Origin of the sequence: Lewinella sp. W8 (genome assembly GCF_004375085.3) — a bacterium.
In the GTDB taxonomy this organism is placed as follows: Bacteria; Bacteroidota; Bacteroidia; order Chitinophagales; family Saprospiraceae; genus Neolewinella.
This window is the reverse complement of record NZ_SNAQ03000016.1, coordinates 151,167-174,695: the sequence shown is the minus strand read 5'-3', so window position 1 is coordinate 174,695 and position 23,529 is coordinate 151,167. Positions and strand designations below refer to the sequence as shown.

General features: G+C 58.3%; 17 protein-coding genes. 9 read left to right on the top strand and 8 right to left on the bottom strand.

Annotated elements, in window-relative coordinates; all coding sequences use genetic code 11:
* The first annotated feature begins 231 nt into the window (after window positions 1-231).
* From panB to E1J53_RS17530, 4 genes are all read left to right on the top strand, one after another.
* Window positions 232-1,053, top strand: a complete 822-nt coding sequence (gene panB / locus E1J53_RS17545) for a 3-methyl-2-oxobutanoate hydroxymethyltransferase (protein ID WP_134271288.1) — start codon at window positions 232-234, stop codon at window positions 1,051-1,053.
* A gap of 92 nt (window positions 1,054-1,145) precedes the next feature.
* The gene (mltG, locus tag E1J53_RS17540; protein ID WP_134271287.1) at window positions 1,146-2,174 is read left to right on the top strand and encodes an endolytic transglycosylase MltG; all 1,029 of its coding nucleotides are present in this window, start codon (window positions 1,146-1,148) and stop codon (window positions 2,172-2,174) included.
* Window positions 2,175-2,233: 59 nt separating this feature from the next.
* Window positions 2,234-3,616, top strand: coding sequence for a M17 family metallopeptidase (locus E1J53_RS17535; RefSeq protein ID WP_134271286.1), 1,383 nt, complete (start codon window positions 2,234-2,236; stop codon window positions 3,614-3,616).
* Window positions 3,617-3,666: 50 nt separating this feature from the next.
* On the top strand, window positions 3,667-4,452 hold the full coding sequence (locus E1J53_RS17530) for a DUF1206 domain-containing protein (RefSeq protein ID WP_134271285.1): 786 nt from the start codon (window positions 3,667-3,669) through the stop codon (window positions 4,450-4,452).
* A 121-nt stretch (window positions 4,453-4,573) separates the two neighbouring features.
* Here E1J53_RS17530 and rpmH read toward each other — a convergent pair whose 3' ends face one another.
* On the bottom strand, window positions 4,574-4,729 hold the full coding sequence (gene rpmH / locus E1J53_RS17525) for a 50S ribosomal protein L34 (protein WP_134271284.1): 156 nt from the start codon (window positions 4,727-4,729) through the stop codon (window positions 4,574-4,576).
* A 160-nt stretch (window positions 4,730-4,889) separates the two neighbouring features.
* On the opposite strand from rpmH, the gene E1J53_RS17520 reads away from it, so the two are divergent.
* From E1J53_RS17520 to E1J53_RS17510, 3 genes are all read left to right on the top strand, one after another.
* A complete protein-coding gene (locus tag E1J53_RS17520) occupies window positions 4,890-8,135 on the top strand; it encodes a proprotein convertase P-domain-containing protein (protein ID WP_134271283.1) in 3,246 nt (1,081 codons plus the stop codon).
* Window positions 8,136-8,268: 133 nt separating this feature from the next.
* Complete coding sequence (gene dacB, locus E1J53_RS17515; protein ID WP_134271282.1) at window positions 8,269-9,723, top strand: D-alanyl-D-alanine carboxypeptidase/D-alanyl-D-alanine-endopeptidase; 1,455 nt, start codon at window positions 8,269-8,271, stop codon at window positions 9,721-9,723.
* Window positions 9,724-9,858: 135 nt separating this feature from the next.
* Window positions 9,859-10,518 carry a class I SAM-dependent methyltransferase gene (locus E1J53_RS17510; RefSeq protein WP_134271281.1) on the top strand — a complete coding sequence of 220 codons (660 nt, stop codon included), beginning with the start codon at window positions 9,859-9,861 and terminating at the stop codon, window positions 10,516-10,518.
* Here the strand turns inward: E1J53_RS17510 and E1J53_RS17505 are convergent.
* Complete coding sequence (locus tag E1J53_RS17505; RefSeq protein WP_134271280.1) at window positions 10,515-12,752, bottom strand: RND family transporter; 2,238 nt, start codon at window positions 12,750-12,752, stop codon at window positions 10,515-10,517. The genes E1J53_RS17510 and E1J53_RS17505 overlap by 4 nt on opposite strands.
* Window positions 12,753-12,851: 99 nt before the next feature.
* The gene (pdxA, locus tag E1J53_RS17500; protein ID WP_253932006.1) at window positions 12,852-14,018 is read right to left on the bottom strand and encodes a 4-hydroxythreonine-4-phosphate dehydrogenase PdxA; all 1,167 of its coding nucleotides are present in this window, start codon (window positions 14,016-14,018) and stop codon (window positions 12,852-12,854) included.
* On the opposite strand from pdxA, the gene E1J53_RS17495 reads away from it, so the two are divergent.
* Window positions 14,017-14,307, top strand: coding sequence for a hypothetical protein (locus E1J53_RS17495; protein ID WP_134271279.1), 291 nt, complete (start codon window positions 14,017-14,019; stop codon window positions 14,305-14,307). The genes pdxA and E1J53_RS17495 overlap by 2 nt on opposite strands.
* Window positions 14,304-14,810, top strand: coding sequence for a hypothetical protein (locus E1J53_RS17490; protein ID WP_134271278.1), 507 nt, complete (start codon window positions 14,304-14,306; stop codon window positions 14,808-14,810). Before E1J53_RS17495 ends, E1J53_RS17490 begins: the two co-directional genes overlap by 4 nt.
* 497 nt (window positions 14,811-15,307) lie before the next feature.
* On the opposite strand, the gene E1J53_RS17485 is transcribed toward E1J53_RS17490, so the two are convergent.
* From E1J53_RS17485 to E1J53_RS17465, 5 genes are all read right to left on the bottom strand, one after another.
* Complete coding sequence (locus tag E1J53_RS17485) at window positions 15,308-16,015, bottom strand: hypothetical protein (protein WP_134271277.1); 708 nt, start codon at window positions 16,013-16,015, stop codon at window positions 15,308-15,310.
* Window positions 16,015-16,980, bottom strand: coding sequence for a hypothetical protein (locus E1J53_RS17480; protein WP_134271276.1), 966 nt, complete (start codon window positions 16,978-16,980; stop codon window positions 16,015-16,017). The genes E1J53_RS17485 and E1J53_RS17480 overlap by 1 nt, the downstream gene beginning before the upstream one ends.
* A 177-nt stretch (window positions 16,981-17,157) precedes the next feature.
* Window positions 17,158-18,816 carry an SUMF1/EgtB/PvdO family nonheme iron enzyme gene (locus E1J53_RS17475; protein ID WP_134271275.1) on the bottom strand — a complete coding sequence of 553 codons (1,659 nt, stop codon included), beginning with the start codon at window positions 18,814-18,816 and terminating at the stop codon, window positions 17,158-17,160.
* A 381-nt stretch (window positions 18,817-19,197) separates the two neighbouring features.
* Window positions 19,198-21,033, bottom strand: coding sequence for an SUMF1/EgtB/PvdO family nonheme iron enzyme (locus tag E1J53_RS17470; RefSeq protein WP_173021545.1), 1,836 nt, complete (start codon window positions 21,031-21,033; stop codon window positions 19,198-19,200).
* A gap of 378 nt (window positions 21,034-21,411) precedes the next feature.
* Window positions 21,412-23,379, bottom strand: a complete 1,968-nt coding sequence (locus E1J53_RS17465; protein WP_134271273.1) for an SUMF1/EgtB/PvdO family nonheme iron enzyme — start codon at window positions 23,377-23,379, stop codon at window positions 21,412-21,414.
* Window positions 23,380-23,529: the final 150 nt, after the last annotated feature.

The following is a 23,529-nucleotide window of genomic DNA, read 5'->3' as shown; positions in this document are numbered from 1 at the left end:
TAAACAAGCAATCAATGCCGTACGTAACAAAATCATCAAAGTCCTTTATGCCTGCCTGGAAAAAGACACTATGTATTGCAAAAAGTATCATCAAAACTTGCAAGGACTATAGTAATCGGAGCAGCTCACTTCGTTCGACGGCTCCGAGGAGCGCTCCTTACTCCTTAGCCTTTGCCTCATCCTTAGCCTTACTCCTAAATCCTTAAGCCTAACTAACCTTACCTTCGCATCATGAGCGTACACAAGAAAGTGGAGGCCAAGCGGGTAACTACCCACACCCTCCAGGAGATGAAGGACGTTGGCGAGAAAATTGCCATGCTGACCGCCTACGATTACTCCATGGCCCGTATCCTCGACGCCGGGGGTGCCGACGTGCTCCTCGTGGGAGATTCGGCCAGCAACGTGATGGCCGGTCACGAGACCACGCTGCCCATCACGCTGGACCAGATGATCTACCACGCCAGCAGCGTGGTGCGGGCCGTGCAGCGAGCACTGGTGGTCGTGGACCTGCCCTTCGGCACCTACCAGGGAGACAGTAAGATGGCCCTAAAATCGGCCATCCGGATCATGAAGGAAAGCGGTGGCCACGCGGTAAAACTCGAAGGCGGCAGTGAGGTTGAAGACAGCATCAAGCGCATCCTGAGTGCCGGCATTCCGGTGATGGGCCACCTGGGGCTTACCCCCCAGTCGATCTACAAGTTCGGCACCTACACCGTCCGCGCCAAACAGGAACAGGAAGCCCGACGCCTGATGAAGGACGCCAAACTACTTGAGGAACTCGGTTGCTTCGCCGTCGTGCTGGAGAAGATTCCCGCCGACCTGGCCCGCAAGGTCAGTGAAAGCATCAGCATTCCCACCATCGGCATTGGCGGTGGATCGGACTGCGACGGACAGGTGCTGGTCACCCACGACCTGCTGGGCATCACCAAAGACTTCCACCCGCGCTTCCTGCGGCGCTACGCCGAACTCTTTGACGTGATCCAGGACGCCACGGAGCGCTACGTCAACGACGTAAAGTCCAAAGACTTCCCGAACGAGAAAGAACAATATTAGGGGTACGGCGATAGAGCATGGGGGCGTACCGGTTGGTAGATTCCGCCCCGTTAGTCTCAACGCCCCTGACCGTAATTGCGTTATTTGAATCTATGGTTAAGAAAATTATCCTCCTTCTGGTGGCCGTAGGTGTCCTCCTGTTCGGATACGCCTACTACACAATTTCGGCCTCTCCGGCGGTTCCGAATGACCTTGAGGGTCCGGTAACGATTGAGATCCCCACCGGCAGCAGCTACGAGGACGTCCTCGGGATACTGGCGACCGCCGGGATTGAGCCCGACCGTAAGCTCCTCGACCCCCTGGCCGAGCGGATGGCCTGGAAGCGACCGAAGATGCGCTCCGGCCGCTACAAACTGGAGCCGGGCATGAGTTATCTGGACCTGATTCGCAAGCTCCGCAACGGAAGCCAGGAGGCCGTCAAGGTGGTCCTCACCACCGAGCGGGAGCCCATGAACGTGGCCGCCAAGGTGGCCCGCTTCCTGGAGCCCGACAGCCTGGACTTCGTCCGGCTATTCCAGAACGAGGCCTACCTGGACAGCATCGGATTCTCCCCGGAGACCCTCCAGACCCTCTTCATCCCCAATACTTACGAATTGTACTGGAACAGCTCCCCGCGCGAATTCATCGCCCGGATGATCAAGGAGCACGACCGGTTCTGGAACACCGGCAACCGCCTGGAACGGGCCCGGGCGCTCAAGCTCAGTCCGGCCGAAGTGTACACCCTGGCCAGTATCGTGGAAAAGGAAAGTTTACGCCCCGACGAACGGCCCATCATTGCGGGCCTCTACCTGAACCGCATCCGCAAAGGCATGCGGCTGGAGGCTGACCCAACGGCGGTTTTTGCCACCCGGGAGTTCAGCGTCGGCCGGGTCCTCAACCGCCATACGCAGTTTGACAGCCCCTACAATACCTACAAAAATGCGGGTCTTCCGCCCGGCCCCATCACCATGGCCAGCGTGGGCAGTATCGATGCGGTACTGAATGAAGAAAAGAGCGACTACATTTTCATGTGCGCCAGAGGAGACGGTAGTGGGTACCACAATTTCGCCAAAACCATGGCGGGCCATTCCCGCAATATCGCCGTTTACGTGGCCAACCTCCGGGCCAGAGGCATCCGGTAAATAAACTACCTTTATTCTTTAGTTGTAGCACTCACCGACCCCAAACTGATTTAGCCATTATGAGAATTAGTCCGACGGCGCTTCCCAAGGCGCTATCCCTTACCCTACTTGCTGCTGATGATCCTGCGCACCAGGAAGACCTGAAGCCAGGCAGTTTTTTGCGGCAGCTGGGCGGAGCCGGCATTATGGTCCGTCTGCCCGATGACGCCACCCCCGCCAAGGCCAGAAACCTGGGGCACAGTCTGAGCCATCAGGAGGCCGAGTTTCTTGCGGCGAACCTCCAACTGACCGCTCAGGGTATCGCCCCCGAGCTCGTGGCCGACTTTATCGGAGGCCTCTGGTTGGGTACCTACCGGCCGGGGAAATGGAAATCCGATAAGAAAAGTCATGTTTTGGGCGAGGACGCAGGTGCCGTGTACCTCCCGGACGCCAACGATGAGCTGATCGCCGCCGCCGAGCGGGCGCTGGTCCTGGCGGACGTTCAGCAACGCATCATGGCCCTCGTTGATGCACCGGCCAACATCAAACGCCCGCAATTCCTCGCCCAGTGGGCCTTGGACTCCGGGCAACGCTACGGATATCACGTGCGGGTGCTCGACAAGGAGGCCTGTGAAGCCGAAGGCATGGGGGCCCTGCTGGCCGTCAACCGGGGCAGCGAAGACCCCGCCCGCTTCATCATCATGGAGTACTGCGGCGTGGGGGGTGGCTGCGAAGATGGCCCTACGGCCATCATCGGCAAGGGCATCACCTTCGATACCGGAGGACTCAGCATCAAGCCCAGTCAGAACCTTCACCTGATGAAGAGCGACATGGGGGGAGCCGCGGCTACTTTCGGGGCACTGGAGGCCTGCGCCCGGCTGGGGCTGCCCGTCCACCTGATCGGCATCGTGCCCAGCACCGACAACAGTGTGGACGCCCTGAGCATCAAACCGAGCGACGTCATCACGGGCTACAGCGGCAAAACCATTGAGATCATCGACACCGACGCCGAAGGTCGACTCGTGATGAGTGACGGGCTGAGCTACGCCAACCGGCACTACTCCCCCAAAACTCTCATCGACGTGGCTACCCTGACGGGAAGTGCCGTACGCACTTTTGGGTACGAATGCGCCGCTACGCTGAGCAAAAACGAGGAACTGATGCAGGAATTCCGGGAGGCCGGAACGGACAGCGGGGAACTGGTCTGGCCACTCCCCCCCTGGGACAGTTACCGCAGCAGCCTGGACAGTGACGTGGCCGACATCAAAAACTACAGCGGGCGTCCGATCGCCGGAGCCATTGACGCCTTCAAATTCCTGGAGTTTTTCACCGATGAGCACCCGCGCTACATTCACTTCGACATCGCCGGAGTAGCCCTCAAGCAGGGGCCTTTCGCCAAAGACCGTCAGGCTACGGGTTACGGTATGCGGCTGTTCGTTAGCTGGTTAGAGAAAAACGGATAACGAACCTCCCGGTGCATTTTTTTGCTGTAAAAAATAAAAAGTGCATCCCTATGGGACTATCAAAATCTACCCAGAATAAACTCTTCACCGCCGGCTACACGGCCAAGGGAGTTGTCTATTTACTCATTGGCTTTTTTGCTGTAGCCACCGTCATTGGTGCCGCCCGCTCTACGAGTGGGCCAAAGGACGTCATTGACTGGATTGGGGGGAACCCGCTCGGACAGTTTTTGCTTTTCCTGGTCGGTAGTGGCCTGCTGGCCTATTGTGCTTGGCGCTGGTACAAAGCCGTCAAGGATACCGAAAATGAGGGGTCCGACGCCAGCGGCACCATCAAGCGGATTGGCTGGGCGGTTTCCGGAACGGCCTACGGTATCCTGAGTGTCTACACCTTTAAAGAATTGTTCTCCAACGGCGGCAGCACCGGCGGCAAGGAAGACATGGTTGCCACCCTGCTGAACCAACCCTGGGGGCAAACGCTCGTTGCGGTGGTGGGCATCATCGTTGCCGGCGTCGGCATCTACCAGATTTACCGGGCAGTCACCGACCGCCATATGGACAACCTGGAGGGACAACATTTATCCTCCGAGCGCGAAGACTTGTTTCGGTATGCCGGGCGGGTAGGTCTAGCCGCCCAGGCAACGGTATACGCCGTGATTGCCTACTTCCTTTTCCGGGCTGCAGCGATGTCTGACGCCAGCCAGTTCAAGGGCATTGGGGAAGCACTTTCCTACCTCGAGAACGGCAGCTGGGGCGCAGCCCTGCTGGCCGTAGTGGGAGCAGGTCTGTTTGCCTACGGATTTTTCATGTTTGTGCGCGCCCGCTACGAGCACGTCTGATCCTGAAGAATTATTGACTGCTGGTCCAAGAGACATGACCACGCATAAAATAAGCCCATTGCCGCGGTGCGGCAATGGGCTATTCACTTTTGCAACCTCCCGGATGGTCCGGTAAGGGAAATTATTTTTTGTGGGTGTCGTCGCTTACGGTAAGCTTATAACGACCTTTGGCACGACGACGGGCCAGGAGCTTACGGCCGTTTTTCGTGCTCATGCGGCTACGAAATCCGTGCTTGTTTACACGACGGCGCTTGGAGGGTTGGAACGTTCTTTTCATGGTACTTTATTATTGGAGGTACCGGGGGTCCCGGACCGGAGGTTTTTAAAAGGAGGGCAAAGGTAAGACTTTGCCGGATATCATACAAATTTAGTATTTGCCAGATTAAGGCAAGCGGAAGATTGTACCTTGTGTACCTAATAACTAGTGAATCATCATCATGAGACTTTTCGTTTTTTGTCAGGCGCTACTCCTGACCCTGTTCCTTAGTAGTTCTGCCGAGGCACAATACGCACTCCCTCCGGCAACCTTTGAGAAGGTTCCCGTTCACACTCTCCCCCAACAAGATAATGACGCCCTGAAGCAGGCGGAGATGGCCAAACGTCGTCCGGGTCGCCCCGCAAAATTTGCCGTTTCCCTTCCGGTGGCCATCCGGCCCGGCAAGGTCGGACAGTGGACCAAGCAGGGCAGCACGAGCATCTGGCGGATGCGCGTACAGAGCGCCGGGGCAAAAACCCTGAACCTCGGGTTCTCGGAGTTCAACCTGCCTGCGGGAGCAGAATTTTATATTTCTTCCGCCACCGAGCGGTTTGGTCCCTTCACCGCCGCAGATAATGAGGTGCACAATCAGCTATGGACCCCGGTAATCATTGGTGATGAATTGCTGCTGGAGCTCCGCACGCCGGAACACCTGCGCAAGGGAGTACAACTCTACCTCACTTCCGTCAACCATGACTTTGTGGACATTACCAAGTCCGCCTCCGGCGCCTGTAACCTCGACGTAGTTTGCGGCGAAAATGATGGCTGGGGCATCGTTGAGCCTTACCGTGATATCATCCGCAGTGTGGCCGCCTACACCCTCAACGGTATTGATCAGTGTACGGGCTTTCTGATCAATAACGCCAATGAAGACGGACGGCCGCTGTTCATGACGGCTAACCACTGTAACGTTACGGCCAACAGCTCCCCCAGCCTGGTCGCCTACTGGAACTTCGAAAACAGCTTCTGTCGCCAGCCCAACTCGGGTGCCAGTGGCGGCAACGGCAACGGTCAGCGCAACGTATTCAATTCTGGCACGATCCATCTGGCCAGCTTCGCCAATTCGGACGTAACCATCACCGAGCTAGACGACCCCCTGAACCCCAATGCTGATGCCTTTTTCGCGGGATGGTCCAATGAAGCGGCGCTGCCCACGGATACCCTGATTGCCGTTCACCACCCCGGCGTGGACGAAAAAAGAATTTCCTTCTCCTTTCAGCAGGCGCGTCGGGTAAATAACGGAAACGGTCCTACGGTTGCCGACGGCAACCTTTTGGAAGTACCCTTCTGGGACATCGGCACCACCGAAGGAGGCTCTTCGGGATCACCGATTTTCGATAAAAACAAGCGGGTTCGGGGCCAACTTTTTGGTGGACAGGCAGCCTGCGGCAACCAGGCCTACGACGTCTACGGATACTTTCACGTAAGCTGGGAAGGTGGCGGCAGCGCCGGAACGCGGCTGCGCGACTGGCTCGACCCCTGCGGAACGGGTATGACGTCCATGGACGGCATTAACCAGTCGGACCTCAACACCATCGTTACGACGACGGACAACTGCCTGACGGCCTGCGCCAACACCGATCTTAACGTTCCCCTCACGCTCGGCACCGGATTCCCCGCCGGTAGCCCCGTGGTGGTCAGCAGTGCTCCGGACGTGTTCGGCACTTCCCTGTCGGCCAGTACCGCCGGCGGTGGAGAAACCATTACCCTCACGATCTCCGGCGACAATGGCACACCCACGGGTGTTTACTCCGTCGTTGTTACGGTGGGTAGTGGAAGCACCCAGGACGACATCACCCTGGTGGTCAACTTCACCAGCCAGGATTTCGCTGCGCCAACGCTGAGTACTCCCGCCAACGGAAGTACGGACGTTTCCCCCACTACGCTGCTAAGCTGGAGCCCCGTGGCAAACGCCGAGAGTTACGACATTGAACTGGCCGCCGACGAAAACTTTGAAACCATCCTGGGTTCCGGTTCCAACATTACGACCACCAGCGCCGGATTTACCAACCCACTCCCGGGTAACACGACCTTCTACTGGCGCATCCGTGCCGTGGGAGAGTGTGGTGCCAGTGAATGGTCCACGCCCTTTGTCTTCACGACGGCAGACATCTCCTGCGCCAACGCAGCGGCAACCGGACTTCCCGTCACGATTCCTTCCTCCGGAACACCTACCGTAGCGGCAAACCTGAACGTGGCCGCCAGCCTGCTCATCGAATCCATGGAGGTTTCCCTGGCAATCGCCCACTCCTTTGCGGGCGACCTGAGTGCGACCCTGACGTCTCCCGACGGGACTACGATCAACCTCTTCAACCAGGTAAATGGCGGCGCCTGTAGCGGCAGTAACCTTCAGGTCATCTTCACTGATCAGGCGGCACAGACCTCCACTGACTTCGAAAACGCCTGCACCTCCGACAATCCCGCCGTTTCCGGCACTTTCCAGTCGGCCGAAGCGCTCTCCGCCTTCAACGGAGAAAACGCCGTCGGCAACTGGGTCCTGAGGGTGACCGATAACGCAGACTTTGACGGCGGTTCCATCGTAGATTTTGAAATCCTGTTCTGCACCTCCGGTGGAGGCATTCAGGATTATGGCCTGACGACCTCCACCAGCGAGCTGGACGTTTGCCAGAATGAATTCCCCTCCGTGGAAATTCAGCTGGGTAACGCCTACGGAGAAAGCCCCACCGTCAGCGTAGACGCCGACGGGACTACACTCACCAACGTCACGACTGATTTCAATCCCAACACCTCCATCATGACGGTGAACATCGAGGGGTGGAATGGACTCAATCCGGGTAGCTACGACCTGACCATGACGGTAACGGCAACCGACGGTACGGTCAACAGCCTCGTTATTCCCCTACAGCTCGCCCTGGCTCCCGGGGTGGCTACGCTGGTGGGACCGGATAATGGTGCCCGGACCAGTCCGGAAGACGTCACCTTCGACTGGGACGCCGTGGGGGGCACCAATAACTATACGCTGCAGTATTCCTTCACTGAGGACTTCTCCACCATCGAATTCGAACGGGTCATGGGCCGTACGTCCTTTACCCTCGACTTACCGGAGAATACCACCATTTACTGGCGGGTACTATCCAACAACGACTGCGGTACGGCCATCAGTGAGGTCCGGGTTCTGGAGACCCGTCCCCTGAGTCTTCAGTCCTTTGGTGCCAACCGTTCCCTGAACATTTACCCCAATCCCGTGCGGAGGCTGCTGAACCTGGAAGCCAGCGGAAACTGGTCCAGCGATATTGACGCCACCTTACTGGACGCTACTGGCCGCCAGTTGAGAACCTTCCGCATCGCGAACCCCGCGGGCACCCTCACGCAGATTGACCTCGGACAACTCAGTGCGGGGGTCTACTACCTGCGCCTGACGAACGAAGGGGTAGAGCGGACCGAACGCCTCGTCGTGATGCCATAAACGACGGCATATCGTCCACTGATCTTCGAAAGGGCGGGGCAGTCATCTTGGTGGCTGCCCCGCTTTTTTATACTTTACAAATCCTTCCGTTTTCCCCTAAGGCCAACTGACCGCCCCAAAAATCCCCAAACCAATGACCCGCCACCTGATCCTGCTCCTGCTTCTCATCTTTTTTTCGGACCTCACCGCAACGGCGCAGGGTAGTATGAGCCAGGCCGTACGGGCCTTTGCCCTTGACGAAGACCTGGCCGGAGCGGTGGTGGCCATTGACGTGGTGGACGTCAGCACCGGACAGCGACTGGCCGCCCATCAGCCGGACCTGGCCCTGATTCCGGCTTCTACCCAAAAACTCATCACCACCGCCATCGCGATGGATGTTCTGGGAGCAGATCATACCTTTCGTACACGCCTGCTTTCCAGCGGCACCCTCGAAAAAGGGGTGCTTTCGGGAGACATCATCATTGAGGGGGGAGGGGACCCCAGTCTGGCCAGTCCCTATCTGGAGGGAGTTCCCAGACTCCCCGAGCTGCTGGATCGCTGGGTGGATAAAATCCGTAGGGCCGGCATCACCGAAGTCCGGGGAAGAATCATCGCGGATGACGCCTACTTCGGCACCGATGGCTCCGCTCCGGGGTGGCCGTGGGCGGATCTGGGCAATTACTATGGCGCGGGCGCCTACGGGCTTAACGTCCACGAAAATTTTTATTTCCTCGACCTGCTGCAGCGGTCTAGAGTCGGGGATCGTCCCGCCGTACAACGCTTGCGGCCAAGCGTCCCCGGACTGAGCCTCAGCAATGAATTACGTTCCGGGCCAAGGGGCAGTGGCGACCAGGCCTACATCTATGGGGCGCCCTACGGGTACGACAACTACGTGCGGGGGACCATCCCCGTCGGTACGGGAACCTTTACCATCAAGGGGGCCATCCCGGATCCGCCGTTGTTTCTCGCCCAGTTGCTGCGGGAGGCCCTGGCCGCGGAGGGTGTTGCCGTCCGCCTACCGGCGGTTACCACCCGGCAACTGGGGGCCGATGACCGTCCGTCCGTTAAGGTGCTGGATGAGCACCATTCTCCGAAATTGAGTAGCCTCGTTGACCGAACCAACCTGCGGAGTAATAATCTGTACGCCGAAGCGCTGCTGCGCGCGGTTAATAAGGAGCGGGGTCGGGAATTAGCCCTGTTGGCCAGCCCCGAATACTATCTTGAATGGCTGGAAGAGCGGGGGCTTCCCACCAAAGGACTACAATTTGAAGACGGTAGCGGCTTGGCGACCAGAAACTTTTTCTCGCCGGAGTTCATGACGGCCTTCTTACGCAGCCAGGCTGGGAAGTCCCGTTGGCGGCAGAGCATTCCGCTGGCCGGGAAGACGGGGTCCATGCGCTCCTACCTGAAGGGGACGGTGGCCGACGGCCGACTGTGGGCGAAAAGTGGCTCCCTGGGAGCAGTGCGTGCCTACGCCGGCTACATCCGAAGCGCCAAGGGGCGGGAGCTGGCCTTTTGCATCATGGTCAATAATCACACCATGGAGGGTCGTCCGTTACGCAACAAGATGCTCGCGCTGATGAAAGAATTATGCCAACTCGCCCCCTAGTAGTCTTCCCTTTAAGAATATCCTAGGATTCGTCCCGTACGTCTAAAAGTTGGGTTAAAAAGTCACCGATCGGGGAGCGGACAAATACCGGAACGGTTAATCACCCTATCTTACCCGCCAGTTAAAACCCGTTTCATGCGATTTTTTTTGTTGGCCATTCTTTCCTGCCTGATGATTGGGGCGTGCACGGAGCCTCCCCCACCACCGTCCGAAGACATTTTCGTGCCAACTTCAGATGAAGAAAATCGACAGCGCCTGATCTGGCAAAAGCCCGGTGCCGTCATCGACGCCATGGGCGACGTGGAAGAAAAGGTCATCGCGGACATCGGCGCGGGAGAGGGATTTTTCGCCCAACGCCTCGCCCAACTGGCCGACCGGGTCATCGCCATTGAGATTGACGAGCGCTACATCCAATATTTGGACACCCTCAAGCAATTTGAGCTCCCCCAGAAATTCCAGCCCCGGCTGGAACCCCGGCTGGCGACGGCCAACGACCCCAACCTGGAGGACCGGGAAGTGGACATCATCCTCATCGTCAACACCTTCCTGGAGATCAACAATCAGGTGGATTACCTGAAGAAACTATTCCCGGCCCTCCGGCCCGATGGCCGAATCGTCATCGTCGACTGGAAGAAAAAACGGACGGACATCGGTCCGCCTCAGGATAAGCGCGTTGCGCTCTATCAACTGGAAGAAATGCTCCGCAAGGCGGGCTTTCACCTGGTGAGCAGCGACGATCAGACGCTGGAATACCAGTACATCGTCGTAGCGGACAAGAAGGTTGAGAAGCGCTAATCCCGGTCCAGCCACTTGAGCAGCAGGGGGATCAGCAAGAGGTCGCTTACCACGGCACTGGCCAAAGTCAGGCTGATCAACAAGCCAATGGTAACGCTGGGTGGGTGGATACTGAACAGCATCACGAGAAAGCCAAAGAATAGCACCACCGAAGTGAGTACAATGGCTTTGCCCGCCTCCCGGTAGGTCTTGTGGATCGCCTCCGTGACGCCTACTCCCCTACCCCGAAGCAGTCGGTACTTGGCGAGAAAGTGTATCGTATCGTCTACGGCAATGCCGAAGATGATGGCAAATACGATACTGACGCCGGCCTCCAGTTCGATGCCCAGATAACCGAGCATGGCGCCGGCGAGCAGGAGGGGCAAAATGTTGGGTACCAGACTGACGACGAGCATCCGCCAGCTGCGGAAAAGCAGGGCCATCAGGCCACACACGATCAGTACGGCCAGTCCGAGGCCCTGCAAGAGGTTACGGCGGATATACTCCGCGTTTTTATCGATGATCAGCCCCGTCCCCGTGCTCCGGATATCGATCAGGGAGGTATCGATATTTTCGTTGATCCAGGTGTCGGTGCGCTGGAGGAATACCTTGATGCTGTCCGCGCCCAGGTCATCCATCCGGCTGGTGATCCGGGCCTTGGTCCGATCTTTACTCATCAGGACGTTCAGGTTCAGGGCGGGCACCCGGTCCGCCATGCGTTGGTAGCGCCGGTAGGTGGCGGGATCGTCGGGAAGTTCGTAGGCCTCCGGCCGGTTATTGTTGAACATCTGGTTGATGCTCCGGTAGACCGCCGAAATACTGGCGGTGCTCTGGACGAAGGGGAATTCTTTTACGTAATCTTCGATGGCCCCGATTTCCTGCATGACGGCGAAATCCGTAATCCGGTTCGTATCCCGGGCGGTGACGGCCAATTCGAAGGGGCGAAAGCCACTCAGTTCCCGCTCGAAGAAGAGGAAGTCTTCCGTGATCTTGCGGTCCCGGGGCAAGGTGGACTCGATGCGGTAATTGGTGGTAATCATGCTGATGCCAACCGCGCACAATACGGCAACCACGGCCGCACCAATTTTTATGGCACCTGGCCGCCGGCGCGTAAACTGATAGCCCGACTCCAGCAAGCGATCCCAGAACGCCTGTTGCCGCCCCAGCTTAACGATCTGATCCACGCTAAGAAAGCTCAGCAGGGACGTCGTGAACAAAATGACCGTGACGTAAGCCACCATCACGCCCAGGGCCGCGTTGATGCCGAAATTCCGGATGGGGTCGATCCGACTCGTCAGCAGGGTCGCAAAACCGACCGCCGTGGTGAGGGAGGTCAGCAGGGTCGCCAGACCGATTTCCTTGATGGCAATTTTGATGGCCGATTCCTTGTCCCGACCCGCCCGCAACTCGTCAATGTACTTGGACATAATGTGGATCACGTCGCTGGTGCCGACGATGATCATCAGCACCGGGTAGAGGGCCGCAATGGCATTCAGTTCCCGTCCGAGCAGGCCCAGCAGCCCCATAAAGAGCAGCAGGCCGAGACCGATGCTCGTCAGGGCCACGGCGATCCCGAGGGGCCGCCGGAAGAGCAGGAACATGATGAAGGCCACCAGCAATCCGGAGACGATGGCCGACACCGCCACTTCCCGCACCTGCATCTCCACCAGTTCCTTCTGAAAGTAGGCCGGACCGAGGTAATGATGATCGGGGAAATCGTACTGCTGGACCAGGTTTTCCAGCCCCGCCATCAAACTCCGACTTTCCTCCAGGCCAATCAAGCTCGGCGTCTTCAGGGCGATGACCAGGGCCGTTCCCCGTTTGTTGATCAGGTTGCCCACAAAGCGCTCGTCCTGCATGATTCTGGCGCTGTCGGAAGCGTAATAGGAGGGGTCATCCCGGTGAATGGCCGGAATCGTCGTAATGGCGAAGGGCGTTTTGACCGGGTAGCCGAAGGTCGTCAGGGACTGCATGCTTTCCACTTCGGGAAGCTCACGGGTAGCCAGGGCGAAATCGTGGGCCTGCGCCAGGAAGCTGCTGTCGAAGATGCTCGGCTCCCGCTCCAGGGCCACCAGCAGGAAATTGTCGTCTCCCTCAAACTCTTCGATGAACTCCAGGAAGAAGGCCAGGTCTTCGTCCCCGCGGGGAAAAAACTGCTGAAAATCGAAACTGAACTTCAGGTTGAAGCAGCCGTAAACCGCCGCGGCGGCAAAAAAGGCAAACAGGATTAGGACCGGGAGGCGGTACTGGCGCATGGGGATAAGGATTGGGTGAGCCACCGACTACGTCGGCCGCACAACTCCTCCCTAAAGCAGCGGTAGCGCAAATGGTTTTCCCGGCGGAAGACTTCCGGGCTATTTTTTACCTTTTCCGGACTGATCGCCCCCTTTTCCACCCCCGCGCTTGGGTCGGGGCTTCTTTTTGTACACCAGATGCATCCGGCTGGTAAGGGGATCGGCGGTATCTTCTTCGTAGCGTTCCCGGTTGAGGTAGGTCTCCCGGGCCAGGAAGAGGGCACTCAGGAATGAATCCGGACTGGCGGCGTTCTGCCCCACCAGATCGTAGGCCGTTCCGTGGTCGGGGCTGGTCCGGATGCCGGGCAATCCGGCGGTGAAGTTGACGCCCTTACCGAAGCTGAGGGCCTTGAAGGGGATCAGTCCCTGATCGTGGTACATGGCCAGTACGGCGTGGAATTTGAGGTGCTTTCCGCTGCCAAAGAAGCCATCGGCGGGGAAGGGGCCCATGGCCAGGATGCCTTCTTCCTTGGCGGCCTTCACGGCGGGACGGACGATGGTTTCGTCTTCCTTACCGATCCGTCCTTCGTCTCCGGCGTGGGGATTGAGGGCCAGCACGCCGATCACGGGGCGTTCGATGCCGAAATCTGCCCGCAGGCTGGCGTCCATGATGCGGAGCTTGTCCAGGATCCGGTTTTTGGTCACGGATTTCGCCACCTCCGAAACGGGGATGTGGTTGGTCACCACGCCCACCCGCAACTCGTCGGCGACCAGAAACATGAGGCTTTCCTTGACGTCCAGCTTCGCGGTCAGCATTTCCGTGTGCCCGGGATAGGGAAAATCGTCTTTGGGCATCACCGATTTATTGATCGGGGCGGTGACCAGGGCGTCGATGTTTTCCTCCTTAAGGTCCTCCACGGCGCGTTCCAGGGATTTGGCGGCGGCGCGGCCGCCGGCCTCGGTGGGTTGACCGGGGTTGAGGTCGATGCTGCCCTCCCAGGCCTCAATGAGGTTGATGCGGCCGTCTTCGGCCGCCTCTGGGTCCTGGATAATCTCAAAATTGAAGGCCCGATCCTCTTCCCCGCGGTAGTCCTTGAGGACTTGCGGGGTGGCGTAGATGACCGGAGTGACCAGGTCCAGCACCCCGGGTCTGCTCAGGGCCTTGACGACCACTTCCGGGCCGATGCCGTTCACGTCACCAATCGAAATACCAATGCGCAGCGGATCCATGCAACTAAGAGCTTGTTTGTTGGCGAAGGTAGCCCAACTATCGTAAGTTTGTGGCATGCGTCGTCATTACACCGTCATGCTTTCCCTTTTTGTGCTCCTTTTGGGCGGCAGCAGCTGTGGTGGCCCCGGCAACGAGGGCCTCAACGTGCGGCTGACGCTGGAGGAACGGGAGCAGGTGGACCGGATGGTCACCGCCCAGATGGACAGCCTCCGCCCCCTGATCGACAGCATCTGCCGGGTGACCTTTGACGACCAGGTGGCCCTGGCCACGGACAGCATCGTACAGCGACAACTGGAAGAAGAAGCCCGGCTGCGGGCCCGGATTCCCCAAACCCGCCGCCAATGATGCGCTCCGGCATTCATCCCGTCACCCTGGCGCTGATCCTACTGGTGATGGCCACCGCCTGCACGAACCGTTCCGTGGACTCCACCGCCCTGGTGGCCGAGAAGGTAGCCGAACGCGTCGCCGCCCTTTCGGACAAGCTGCGTAAGGACTGTCGGGAGGACGTAATCCAGACGGCCGCCCTGCGGGCCGACTCCCTGCTCATCGACCGTGCCCGCCGGATGCGCCGCATTGAGGGCCGTCCGCCAAAACCCACCCGGCCCGGGGCGCCGCCGGAGAAGGAGTTGTCCAATCCGCTGCCGCTGCGGCCGCTTTTCCCCTTCGAAATCCGCTTTGATCCCGAGTTGCGCGACAGCCTGCGGCTGGACAGCACTCTCCGCGACAGCCTGCTGCAACTCGGTATCCCCCAGGACAGCCTCCTGCCCATCATCCAGCAAATAATGCAGGATTCCACGATGGTGCGAGACTCGCTACCCTCGGTGGGTCCGTTGCGGGAGGAGTATTGAGAGGTTTTAGGATTGAGGACTTAAGAGGAAGGAATTGGTTTGGGCTAGGGACCGTGAAGCGCAGTGGAATACTTGGCTCAGCCGGTACAGGTACAAGGTCTAGCCTGCCTTAGCTCGGCCGACCACCCAGCTCGTGCTTCGCGTTTGGGCGGACGAGCGGGGAATCTCCCGGTCCTCGTAGCCGTCGCCGCTGGCCGCAGGTCGCGGTGCTGCTCCGAGGTCTCGGGAGAACGGGAGAACGACCCCGCGACACCTCGGAGCAGCTCACTGCGTTCGACAGCTCCGAGGAGCGCTACTTCCTTCTCTACTTATTTCCTTTGCCTAAACGACCGGCTTGCGGAGCAAGCCTTGTCCAAGGGTTTATCCTAAGCCTTAGCCTCCTCCTCAGCCTCCCTTCCTCCGGTCGGCGGACGAACCAGCTCGTGCCTCGCGGCTTGGCCGACAACCTGGCTCAACCTAAGTCCTGAAGCCTAAATCCTTCAACCTCAGCCTCCGCCTTAATCCTTAAACAACCCATACACCACCTTCCCCAAATACGCCCCTAACCCACTCTCCGCCAGCGCCAGGAAAGTAGTAAACTGGAGGAAGGTAATCGTACCTGGGCCCCGCAGGTTGAGTAGAAAAAGCAGCACCAGGGCATAGCCGATCACCAGCACGTAGGCCATGCGGGCGAAACTGGTGTTTACCCGTTTGTCTCCGGGCTTCAGGATGCCGCGGTGTTTGGTGGCATCCTGGACCATCAGCGTCAGGTGAGCGGCGAAGAGGGGCACCAACATGCCCACTACGGTGATGAATTGCTCGTTGGTGAAGGAGTTGGTACTCCAGAGCAGCGCGGCGAATCCGATGACCAGCCCCTTACCCAGGAGCAACATCCAGAACAGCCGTTTCTTCAGGCGATCTTCCGCCACGCCCTCGGGTTTCTTTTTTGCCGCGGCCAGCGCGGCGGCGTCGGGGAGCTGATCAATGAGGGTCAGTAATTTCAGGCTGATCGCGTTGCGGGTACGGGTCAGTTGTGCCGGATCGGCGGTGCCCATCACTTCCTGCTGGTGGTAGCCCGTGAGTTCTCCGGAATGGTTCAGTACCAGGCGGCGGTATTCCCCGTAGTCATCGCTGGCGGTGGCGTTGAGTAGTTTCTTACTGGCATCCTCCAGTCGGTTGGCCGCCACGAGGCGGCGGAGCTCGTCCTTAAATTCCTCCTGATTCATTATTGACAGTTGCGCAGCCGATTTTTCAGTTCCACGGTGAAGGCGTCAATGTAGCTTTTAATGGTCTCGTCGTAGTCCTTTTCCATACTGAGGTAGCCCCCCCGTTCTACGTTGGCGTAAAGTCCCGAGCCTACCTTGCCGTCAATATCTCCGGAAATGACGACGCCATTGGCGGATGGTAAATAGGTAAACAGGAAGGTCAGCAGCTCCCTTTTGGCCCAGGGACAATTGTAGCCACGCTTCTCCAGCCAGGGGCACAGCACGTTGGAGCCTTTAAGGACCTCCAGTCGCAGATCAATGATTTCGAAGCGAAGGTTTTCCTCGTCTTCCAGCACCCGAATCTCGGGCAATTTCCCGTTGTAGCCCGCATTCTCGTAGCGCTCGCGGGCGTAGTCCAGGATGCATTCGTAGGCTTTTTCCCGGTTGAGTTGCGCCTGGAAATCGGCGGTGCTGGGCGCCGCCCTTTCCCCAATGGCCCGGGGCATCAACTGAATTGGTTTGATGGGGGACTTTGGGTTGGACTCCTCCACCTGTACCCTACCGTCCTCGAAGTACGCTACCCGGGAAAAAAGGGGCTCCTTGCGCAGGTCGTAGGTATCGTACACCTGTACACTCAGGGCGGACTGCCGCACCTCCATCAGGTTGGCGGCCTTGTAGAACAGCTGTTGCTCCAGGCTGATCGCCGATTGTTCCTCAAAGCCTTCCTTGAGCGTTGTCCACTGATTGACGATCAGATCCAGATCGCTGGTTTTGAATTCCAGGTAAATGGCCAGTTCTTGTTCGCCGACGTCCAGTTCCCGGTACCGCAAATACTGTCCGATCCCCGTGTCGTCGAGCCATGCCTGGTAAAGGGCGGCCTGTTGCTCAAAAAAGGTGGAATCTTGCCGGAGGTCCTGATTTTTTTGGGCGCGAGCGCTGGTGCCAAGTAGCAGGGTGAAGAGCAGAAGAAGTGGGATGCTGCGCATGGTGGGTGGGTGTTGGTGTGATGAAATTACGGTTTTGGAAAGATATCCTTGTCTGTAGGGGATGTGACTGATGGCTACTCGCCGTGTTCGCGAGGCCCCAACGCGATGCAAAGCATCGGGTTGTGACCTCGCTCGGGTAGGAAGTCCCCTCCGGGGCCCCGTGCCAAACTTAGCGACTTAGTTGGCGTTGCGGGCGAGGCGGAAGCCGGCGGTATTGTTGCGTTGGGAGGGCCCGTTGTTAATACGATCAGCCACACGACAATACTGAGGGTTGCGGTACCAACTGCCGCCGCGAATAACGCGGAGAGAGCCCACTTTAGGCCCCTTAGGGTTTCTCCCCGGAGACTTGCCGTAATAATCCACGCCGTACCAATCCCAGCACCATTCCCACACGTTGCCGCTCATGTCCCCTAACCCTAGATTGTTGGCCCGCAGCATTCCCACCGGAGCCGTGCGGGCGTAGCCATCGGCCTCCCCGCTAATATTGGCGAACTGGGTCAGTTCCCCCTCGCTGGAGGTCCCCGCCCATTTTTCCCGCTTGCCGGCGCTGCGGGCCGCATATTCCCACTCCGCCTCCGTCGGCAGACGGTAACCGTCGGCCGTCCAGTCTGGGGTGACCGTGCTGCCACTCACCCGGTAGGCCGGCTTAAGTCCGTGCCGTTCACTCAGCCAGTTGCAGTAGGCCACTGCCCCGTACCAGCTTACCTCTACCACCGGGTGGTCGACCAGCTCTGCCTTGGGTACGTAGCTATTACCGGAGCCCGTTATACCCGCATCTTTGCTTCCAATTTCGTACCACTGAGTGCCACCCTGCTCCCGATTACCCAACGCGCTCAGGAACTCGGCGTATTCCCGGTTAGTCAATTCAGTCTTACTAAGGTAAAAATCAGATACCGTTACGGAGTGTAACGGTTTTTCATCCTCGTCTCCATCCCCAAACTGGTCCCCCATCTGGAAGGTGCCGCCGGGGATGAAGACCATGTTGTCGGGGGGTGGGTTACGAGTAGTAGTATTCCGTGCCGTACGATTTACAACCGGTGGTGGGGGTGGCGGCGGAACTATGCCCTTGGTCACAAACACAAAACTCCCCTCCTCGTGCCCGATCAGTCTCCCGTGGTGGGGTACCGGGCTGACGCGTTCCATCCGAGCCAAAAGGTCCTCGTAAGTAACCAGGCCATCGCCGCTACCGTAGGCAGCACGGAGAGTGTTTAGAAAACCCAGCGCGAAAGGGGAGCCACCAGACCGACTCGGCGTGCGTTCTTTAGCCCCGGAAGTTAGCAAGAGCCTAGATTTATTCCGTAGCTTCCGAGCGATCAGGTTTTGCCGCTCCGTATCCGCCGTCACGCCAGCCCGTGAAAAGGTCCTGCCCTTGAAGGCTATCTTGGCATCAATGGTGCCCGAATAGCAGGCGTCAATCGCCAGCAAAATATGCCGACAGGGTATCTCGGTCACAATGTTTCCGAGAGTTGTCAGGTCAATACTCCGACCAGCATAGGGCACGAAATACCCCTTCACTTCAAATTCATCGAATTCTCCGTGACCGGAGAAAAAGACGAGCAATTGATCGTCATGGCCAAAGGTCTTTCTCCGGTATTCGCGCAGCTTCTCGTAAATTTTGGTCCGGGAAGGATTTTTCACCACCTCCGTGGAAAAGCCATACATGTCCTTCAGCTCGGCGGATAGCTTTTCTGCACTGGCGATGGGGTCTGACAGATTATCGTATCCCGTGACCTGGGAGTAATTATCCACAGCAAAGAAGATGGCGTAGTCTTTGGCGGGCAGGGAAAATGCCAGGGCCATCAACGGGATCAAAAAACAAATTCTGGGGGAGATCATGGTGTGGAGGTGTTCCGGACAAAAATAGAAGAAAATGGAATATTTACCCGTCACCCGGGAACGGCCCCGGAATGAATGAAGGATTTAGCGTAGGGTAGTCCCATCAACGTTGAGCAGATCGGCAGCACTTGTCTTTTCCCTTCGCTGCCGGGAGCGCGATTCGACGTGCAACTTCTCCACCAGGAGGGGTTTACCTGTCTGGCCCCGGAGGGGTCCTCCTCCCTGAGTGTGGTCTGCAAGCCGATGCCTGGCATCGGCTCAGGGCCTCGCGACATTGACAGAGCCCCAAAACTCCCCAGCCCTATCCCGCCACCCGCCCAGCGCTGGCTACCGCCGCGCTCCGGCTCGGTCGGCGCCGGGCCGGCTCGTAGCTCATCGCGCTCACTTTGAACTGCGGGCGAGGCGGAAGCCAACGCTATTGCTGCGATTGGAAGGCCCGTTACTGAAACGATTGGCCGTGCGGCAACCCTGGGGGCTGCTGCCCCAGCTACCGCCGCGAATAACGCGGTAAGTACCCGTACTAGGTCCTCTGGGGTTACTGCCCGGTGATTTTCCGTAGTAGCCACTGGCGTACCAGTCCCAGCACCATTCATTTACGTTGCCGGTCATATCCGCCAAGCCATAATTTCCCTGAGGAAACTTTCCCACCGGACTGGTGCCGTGATACCCATCATTGTAGCCCGTGAAGATCACCGAGCCTTCTGACCAGTTGCCCGACTCATCCGCTACGTTACCGTTGGGTTCCCCGGTGCCCCAGGCATAGAGGTGGTCTCTGCCACCGCTGCGGGCCGCGTACTCCCATTCCGCTTCGGTGGGCAGGCGGTAGCCGTTGGCCCCCCAATCAGGCGTCACCTCATCACCCACTAGGGTGTACACTTCCTGCAGTCCATGTTCGCGGCTCAGCCAGTTACAGTAGCGTACCGCGTCGTTCCAGCTTACGTGAATCACGGGGTGATTGTAGTCGCTTTCCGGACGTTCCTTGAAAAAGGGTCCGTACCGCCAGTTGGTACCAGGCTGTTTTTCCCATTTTCCTCCCGTCCATTTGTAGCTACCCCCGTCACGCTCGGCCTCCGTTACGTAGCGGGTGGCATCCACGAAGGTGGCAAACTCAGCTACGCTCACCTCGGTGCGGGCCAGGTAAAAATCGGAAAGGGCTACGGTGTGGACCGGTTTCTCGTCATCCTCCCCCATCTCATCCTCTACCGTATCCCCCATCCGGAAAGTACCACCGGGTATGAAGACGAGAAAGTCCGGAATTTTTGTGCCTGTTCGGGTTGGGGCTGGAGCCGTCGGAATTTTATCCAGTGCCGTGCGGGCGGCCCCACGGTAGTGGCCATTGGGGAAGCTGTTCAGGTAGTACTGGTAGGCAGCCATACTTTTTTGCTGCCGGGCAAAATCCCAGGCCCGCTGGTCCTGGAGATCAATACTGGGACCGGTATTCTTACGAAAGAATAAGAACCGGGAAGCCGACTCATCCCCGCCAAACTCCCCGCCGCCGGGGATGGGACTGGCTTGCTTCAGGTAAGTCCCCAGCAGTACGTCATGGGTTAGATATCCCGTCTGGGAGCGGTGGCTGCGCAGGGCCAGCAGGAACTTCCTGGCTAGGGTGGAGTTATCGGGCGTCTCGTTGCCCTGGGCGTCGGAGGTGATAAATAGGCGGGCCCGATACGCCTGGTGATCCAGCAGAATCTGGTCTTTGGTGTTGTCCCCCTTCCGGGAGAAGTCCCGGCCATTTTTCCCGAAATCAGGGTCAAAGGTCGCCGAGTGGCAGGCATCTACCGTCACCAGAATATGCTGGCAGGCAAAGCCGTTGATCTCATCCCGCCAGTAATCGTATTCCAGTCCGGTGCGGTGCACAATACTGGGGTCTACGTCTCTAGGCATGAAGTAGCCATTGCGCCCCCTCATCGTGCCGTGTCCCGTAAAAAAGATCAGCAGCTGCCCCTTCTGGTCAAAGGCCCCGCTGGCAAATTTCGCCTTGTATTCCGCCAGTTTCTCCTCGATGGTCACCAGTGTTGGGTTCTCCACCACCTCGGTCCGGAAACCGTATTTGTCCCGCAGCTCCTTCGCAATTTCCCGTGCGTTCTGGATCGGGTTGCGCAGATTCGTCATCCGGTCGTAGTCATTGACGGCGAAGAAGAGGGCGTAGTCCTTGGCGGCGAGGGTCGCCGCCAATATCAGAAACACAAAACAGAAGAAAAATCGTGGAGAGGCCATGGTGTGGAGGTGTTTCGGACAAAAAAAGAAGAAAATGGAATATATCCTAGCGGCCAAAACGCCTCCTAATTTCACTTGCCCACTCCCGAGCGGGAGCATTTAAACACATTTGGGTAGCTGCCGATCCCTATTCTTTTCCCTTACTGCGAAAGCCAGTCGACGTGCAACGTCTCCACCAGGAGGGGTTTACCTATCTGGGCCCCGGAGGGGTCCTCCTCCATAAGCGTGGTCTGCAAGCCGATGCCGGGCAGCGGCTCAGGGCCTCGCGACATTGATAGAGCCCCAAAAACTCCCCAGTCCAATCCCGCCCCCACCGGGCGCTGGCTACCGCCGCGCTCCGGCTCGGTCGGCGCCGGGCCGGCTCGTAGCTCATCGCGCTCACTTTGAACTGCGGGCGAGGCGGAAGCCAACGTACCTGTTGCGATCGGAAGGCCCGTAATTGCTACGACGGGCCGTGCGGCAAATCTGGGGGTAGAAGTTCCAGCTACCGCCGCGAATAACGCGGAAAGTACCCGATCCCGGGCCTTTCGGATTACTGCCCGGTGATTTTCCGTAGTAGTCACTGGCGTACCAGTCCCAGCACCATTCCCAGACGTTGCCGCTCATATCCGCCAGGCCCAGGTTGTTCGCCCGCAGCATTCCCACCGGAGCCGTCCGGGCGTAGCCGTCGGCATCACCATCGTAGTTGGCAAACTGTCTCAAGTCTTGTTCACTGGAAGTCCCCGCCCACTTTTCCCGTTTACCACCGCTGCGCGCCGCGTACTCCCACTCCGCTTCCGTCGGCAGCCGGTAGCCATTGGCCGCCCAGTCGGGGGTGACCGCCGTGCCGCTTACCCGGTAGACCGGGGTCAGTCCGTGCCGCTCACTCAGCCAGTTGCAGTAGGCCACCGCCCCGTACCAGCTCACTTCCACCACCGGATGATCGTCCATACTCGCCTTGGGTACGTAACTGTTGCCGGAGCCGGTGATGCCCGCGTAACTACTTTCAATATCGTACCACTGGGCACCTCCCTGACGCTGGTTACCCACCGCACTCAAAAACTCCGCGTATTCCCGGTTGGTCAGCTCGGTGCGGCTCAGGTAAAAGTCGGAGACCGTTACGCTGTGTACCGGCTTTTCGTCATCCTCGCCATCGCCAAACTGGTCGCCCATCTGAAAGGTGCCGCCGGGGATGAAGACCATGTTGTCAGGTGCCTCCATTTCTATCTCATCCGGATCTACTTCTTCAATTGTAGGAGGCGACTGCGGCACCGAAGGGGGCGTCTCCTCCTTACAATTCATCATGAAGAGCTGCTCCCGCACGAGGTCTGCGTAAGGGCTATCGGGATAATCTTCGTTAAACTTCTTATAGGTACCACAATCACCCCGAGTCTTCGCGTTTTGCCAGGCGGCCAACATTCGCTCTTCTTTCTCGCATGAATTAATTTTCGTTCGGGCCATACTTGCGAAGTCCCCTCTGGGGTGTTTCTGTAAGTAGGTGCGGTAACCCGAACAGTTATCCTGTGCCTCCGCAATACGCCAGTCCGTTAAATCAGACTGCACTCCCGAAATATCACCCTGGGCCTGTTTCCGGAAAAACAGAAAGCGAGAAGCCGGTTCATCGCGACCAAAGTCGCCACCACCAGGAACCGGAGCAGCTGCCTTCAAATAACCCGCGTATAGCTCACTGGCAGAGAGGTAGCCGTTGGCGGTGCGGTGGGTCCGTAGGCCGAGTAAGAATTGCCGGGCCAGAGTGGAGCGGTCCGGCGTCTGGTCGTTGACCCCATCCGAGGTAAAGAACAGTCGGGCCCGGTAGCTTTGGTAATCCAGCCGTACCTGATCTTTGGCTTGATCACCCCGGCGGCCGAAGTTCCGATCGGTCTTATTGCGCCAGTTCGGATCGAAGGTGAGGGAGTGGCAAGCATCTACCGTCACCAGAATGTGCTGACAGGCGATTTGGTCAATTTCGTTACGCCAGTAATCGTATTCGATCACCCGTTCGTACAGCTTGCTCGGATTACCGTCTTTCGGAATGAAATAGCCGTTGTTCCCCCGTTGTACTCCGTGGCCACTGAAAAAGATCAGGAGTTGCCCCTTTTGATCAAAGGCCCCCGAGGCAAAGCGCTGCTGGTATTCCTGAATTTTCCCCGCAATCTCGGCAAAGGTAGGGTTCGGCACCACCTCAATCTGGAACCCATAATTGTCCCGCAATTCATCGGCGATCGCCGTAGCGTTGTCAATCGGGTTGGTGAGCTTTGTCATGTGCTGATAGTCCTCCACAGCAAAGAAGATAGCGTAATCCTTAGCGGGCAATACACCCACCAGCAGGAATAAAGCAAGGAAAAAGAAAAAGCGTGGCAAGGTCATGGCGCGGAGACGTTCCAAACAAATATAGTGGGAATGGAAGTATTTGCTCGCCCTCCGGAAACCACCTCCTAGTACTTGATTTTACCCCGAGTCGGAGCATTTGAACAAATTTTAGCGGGCTGCTGATCCCTATTCTTTCCCCTTACGGCG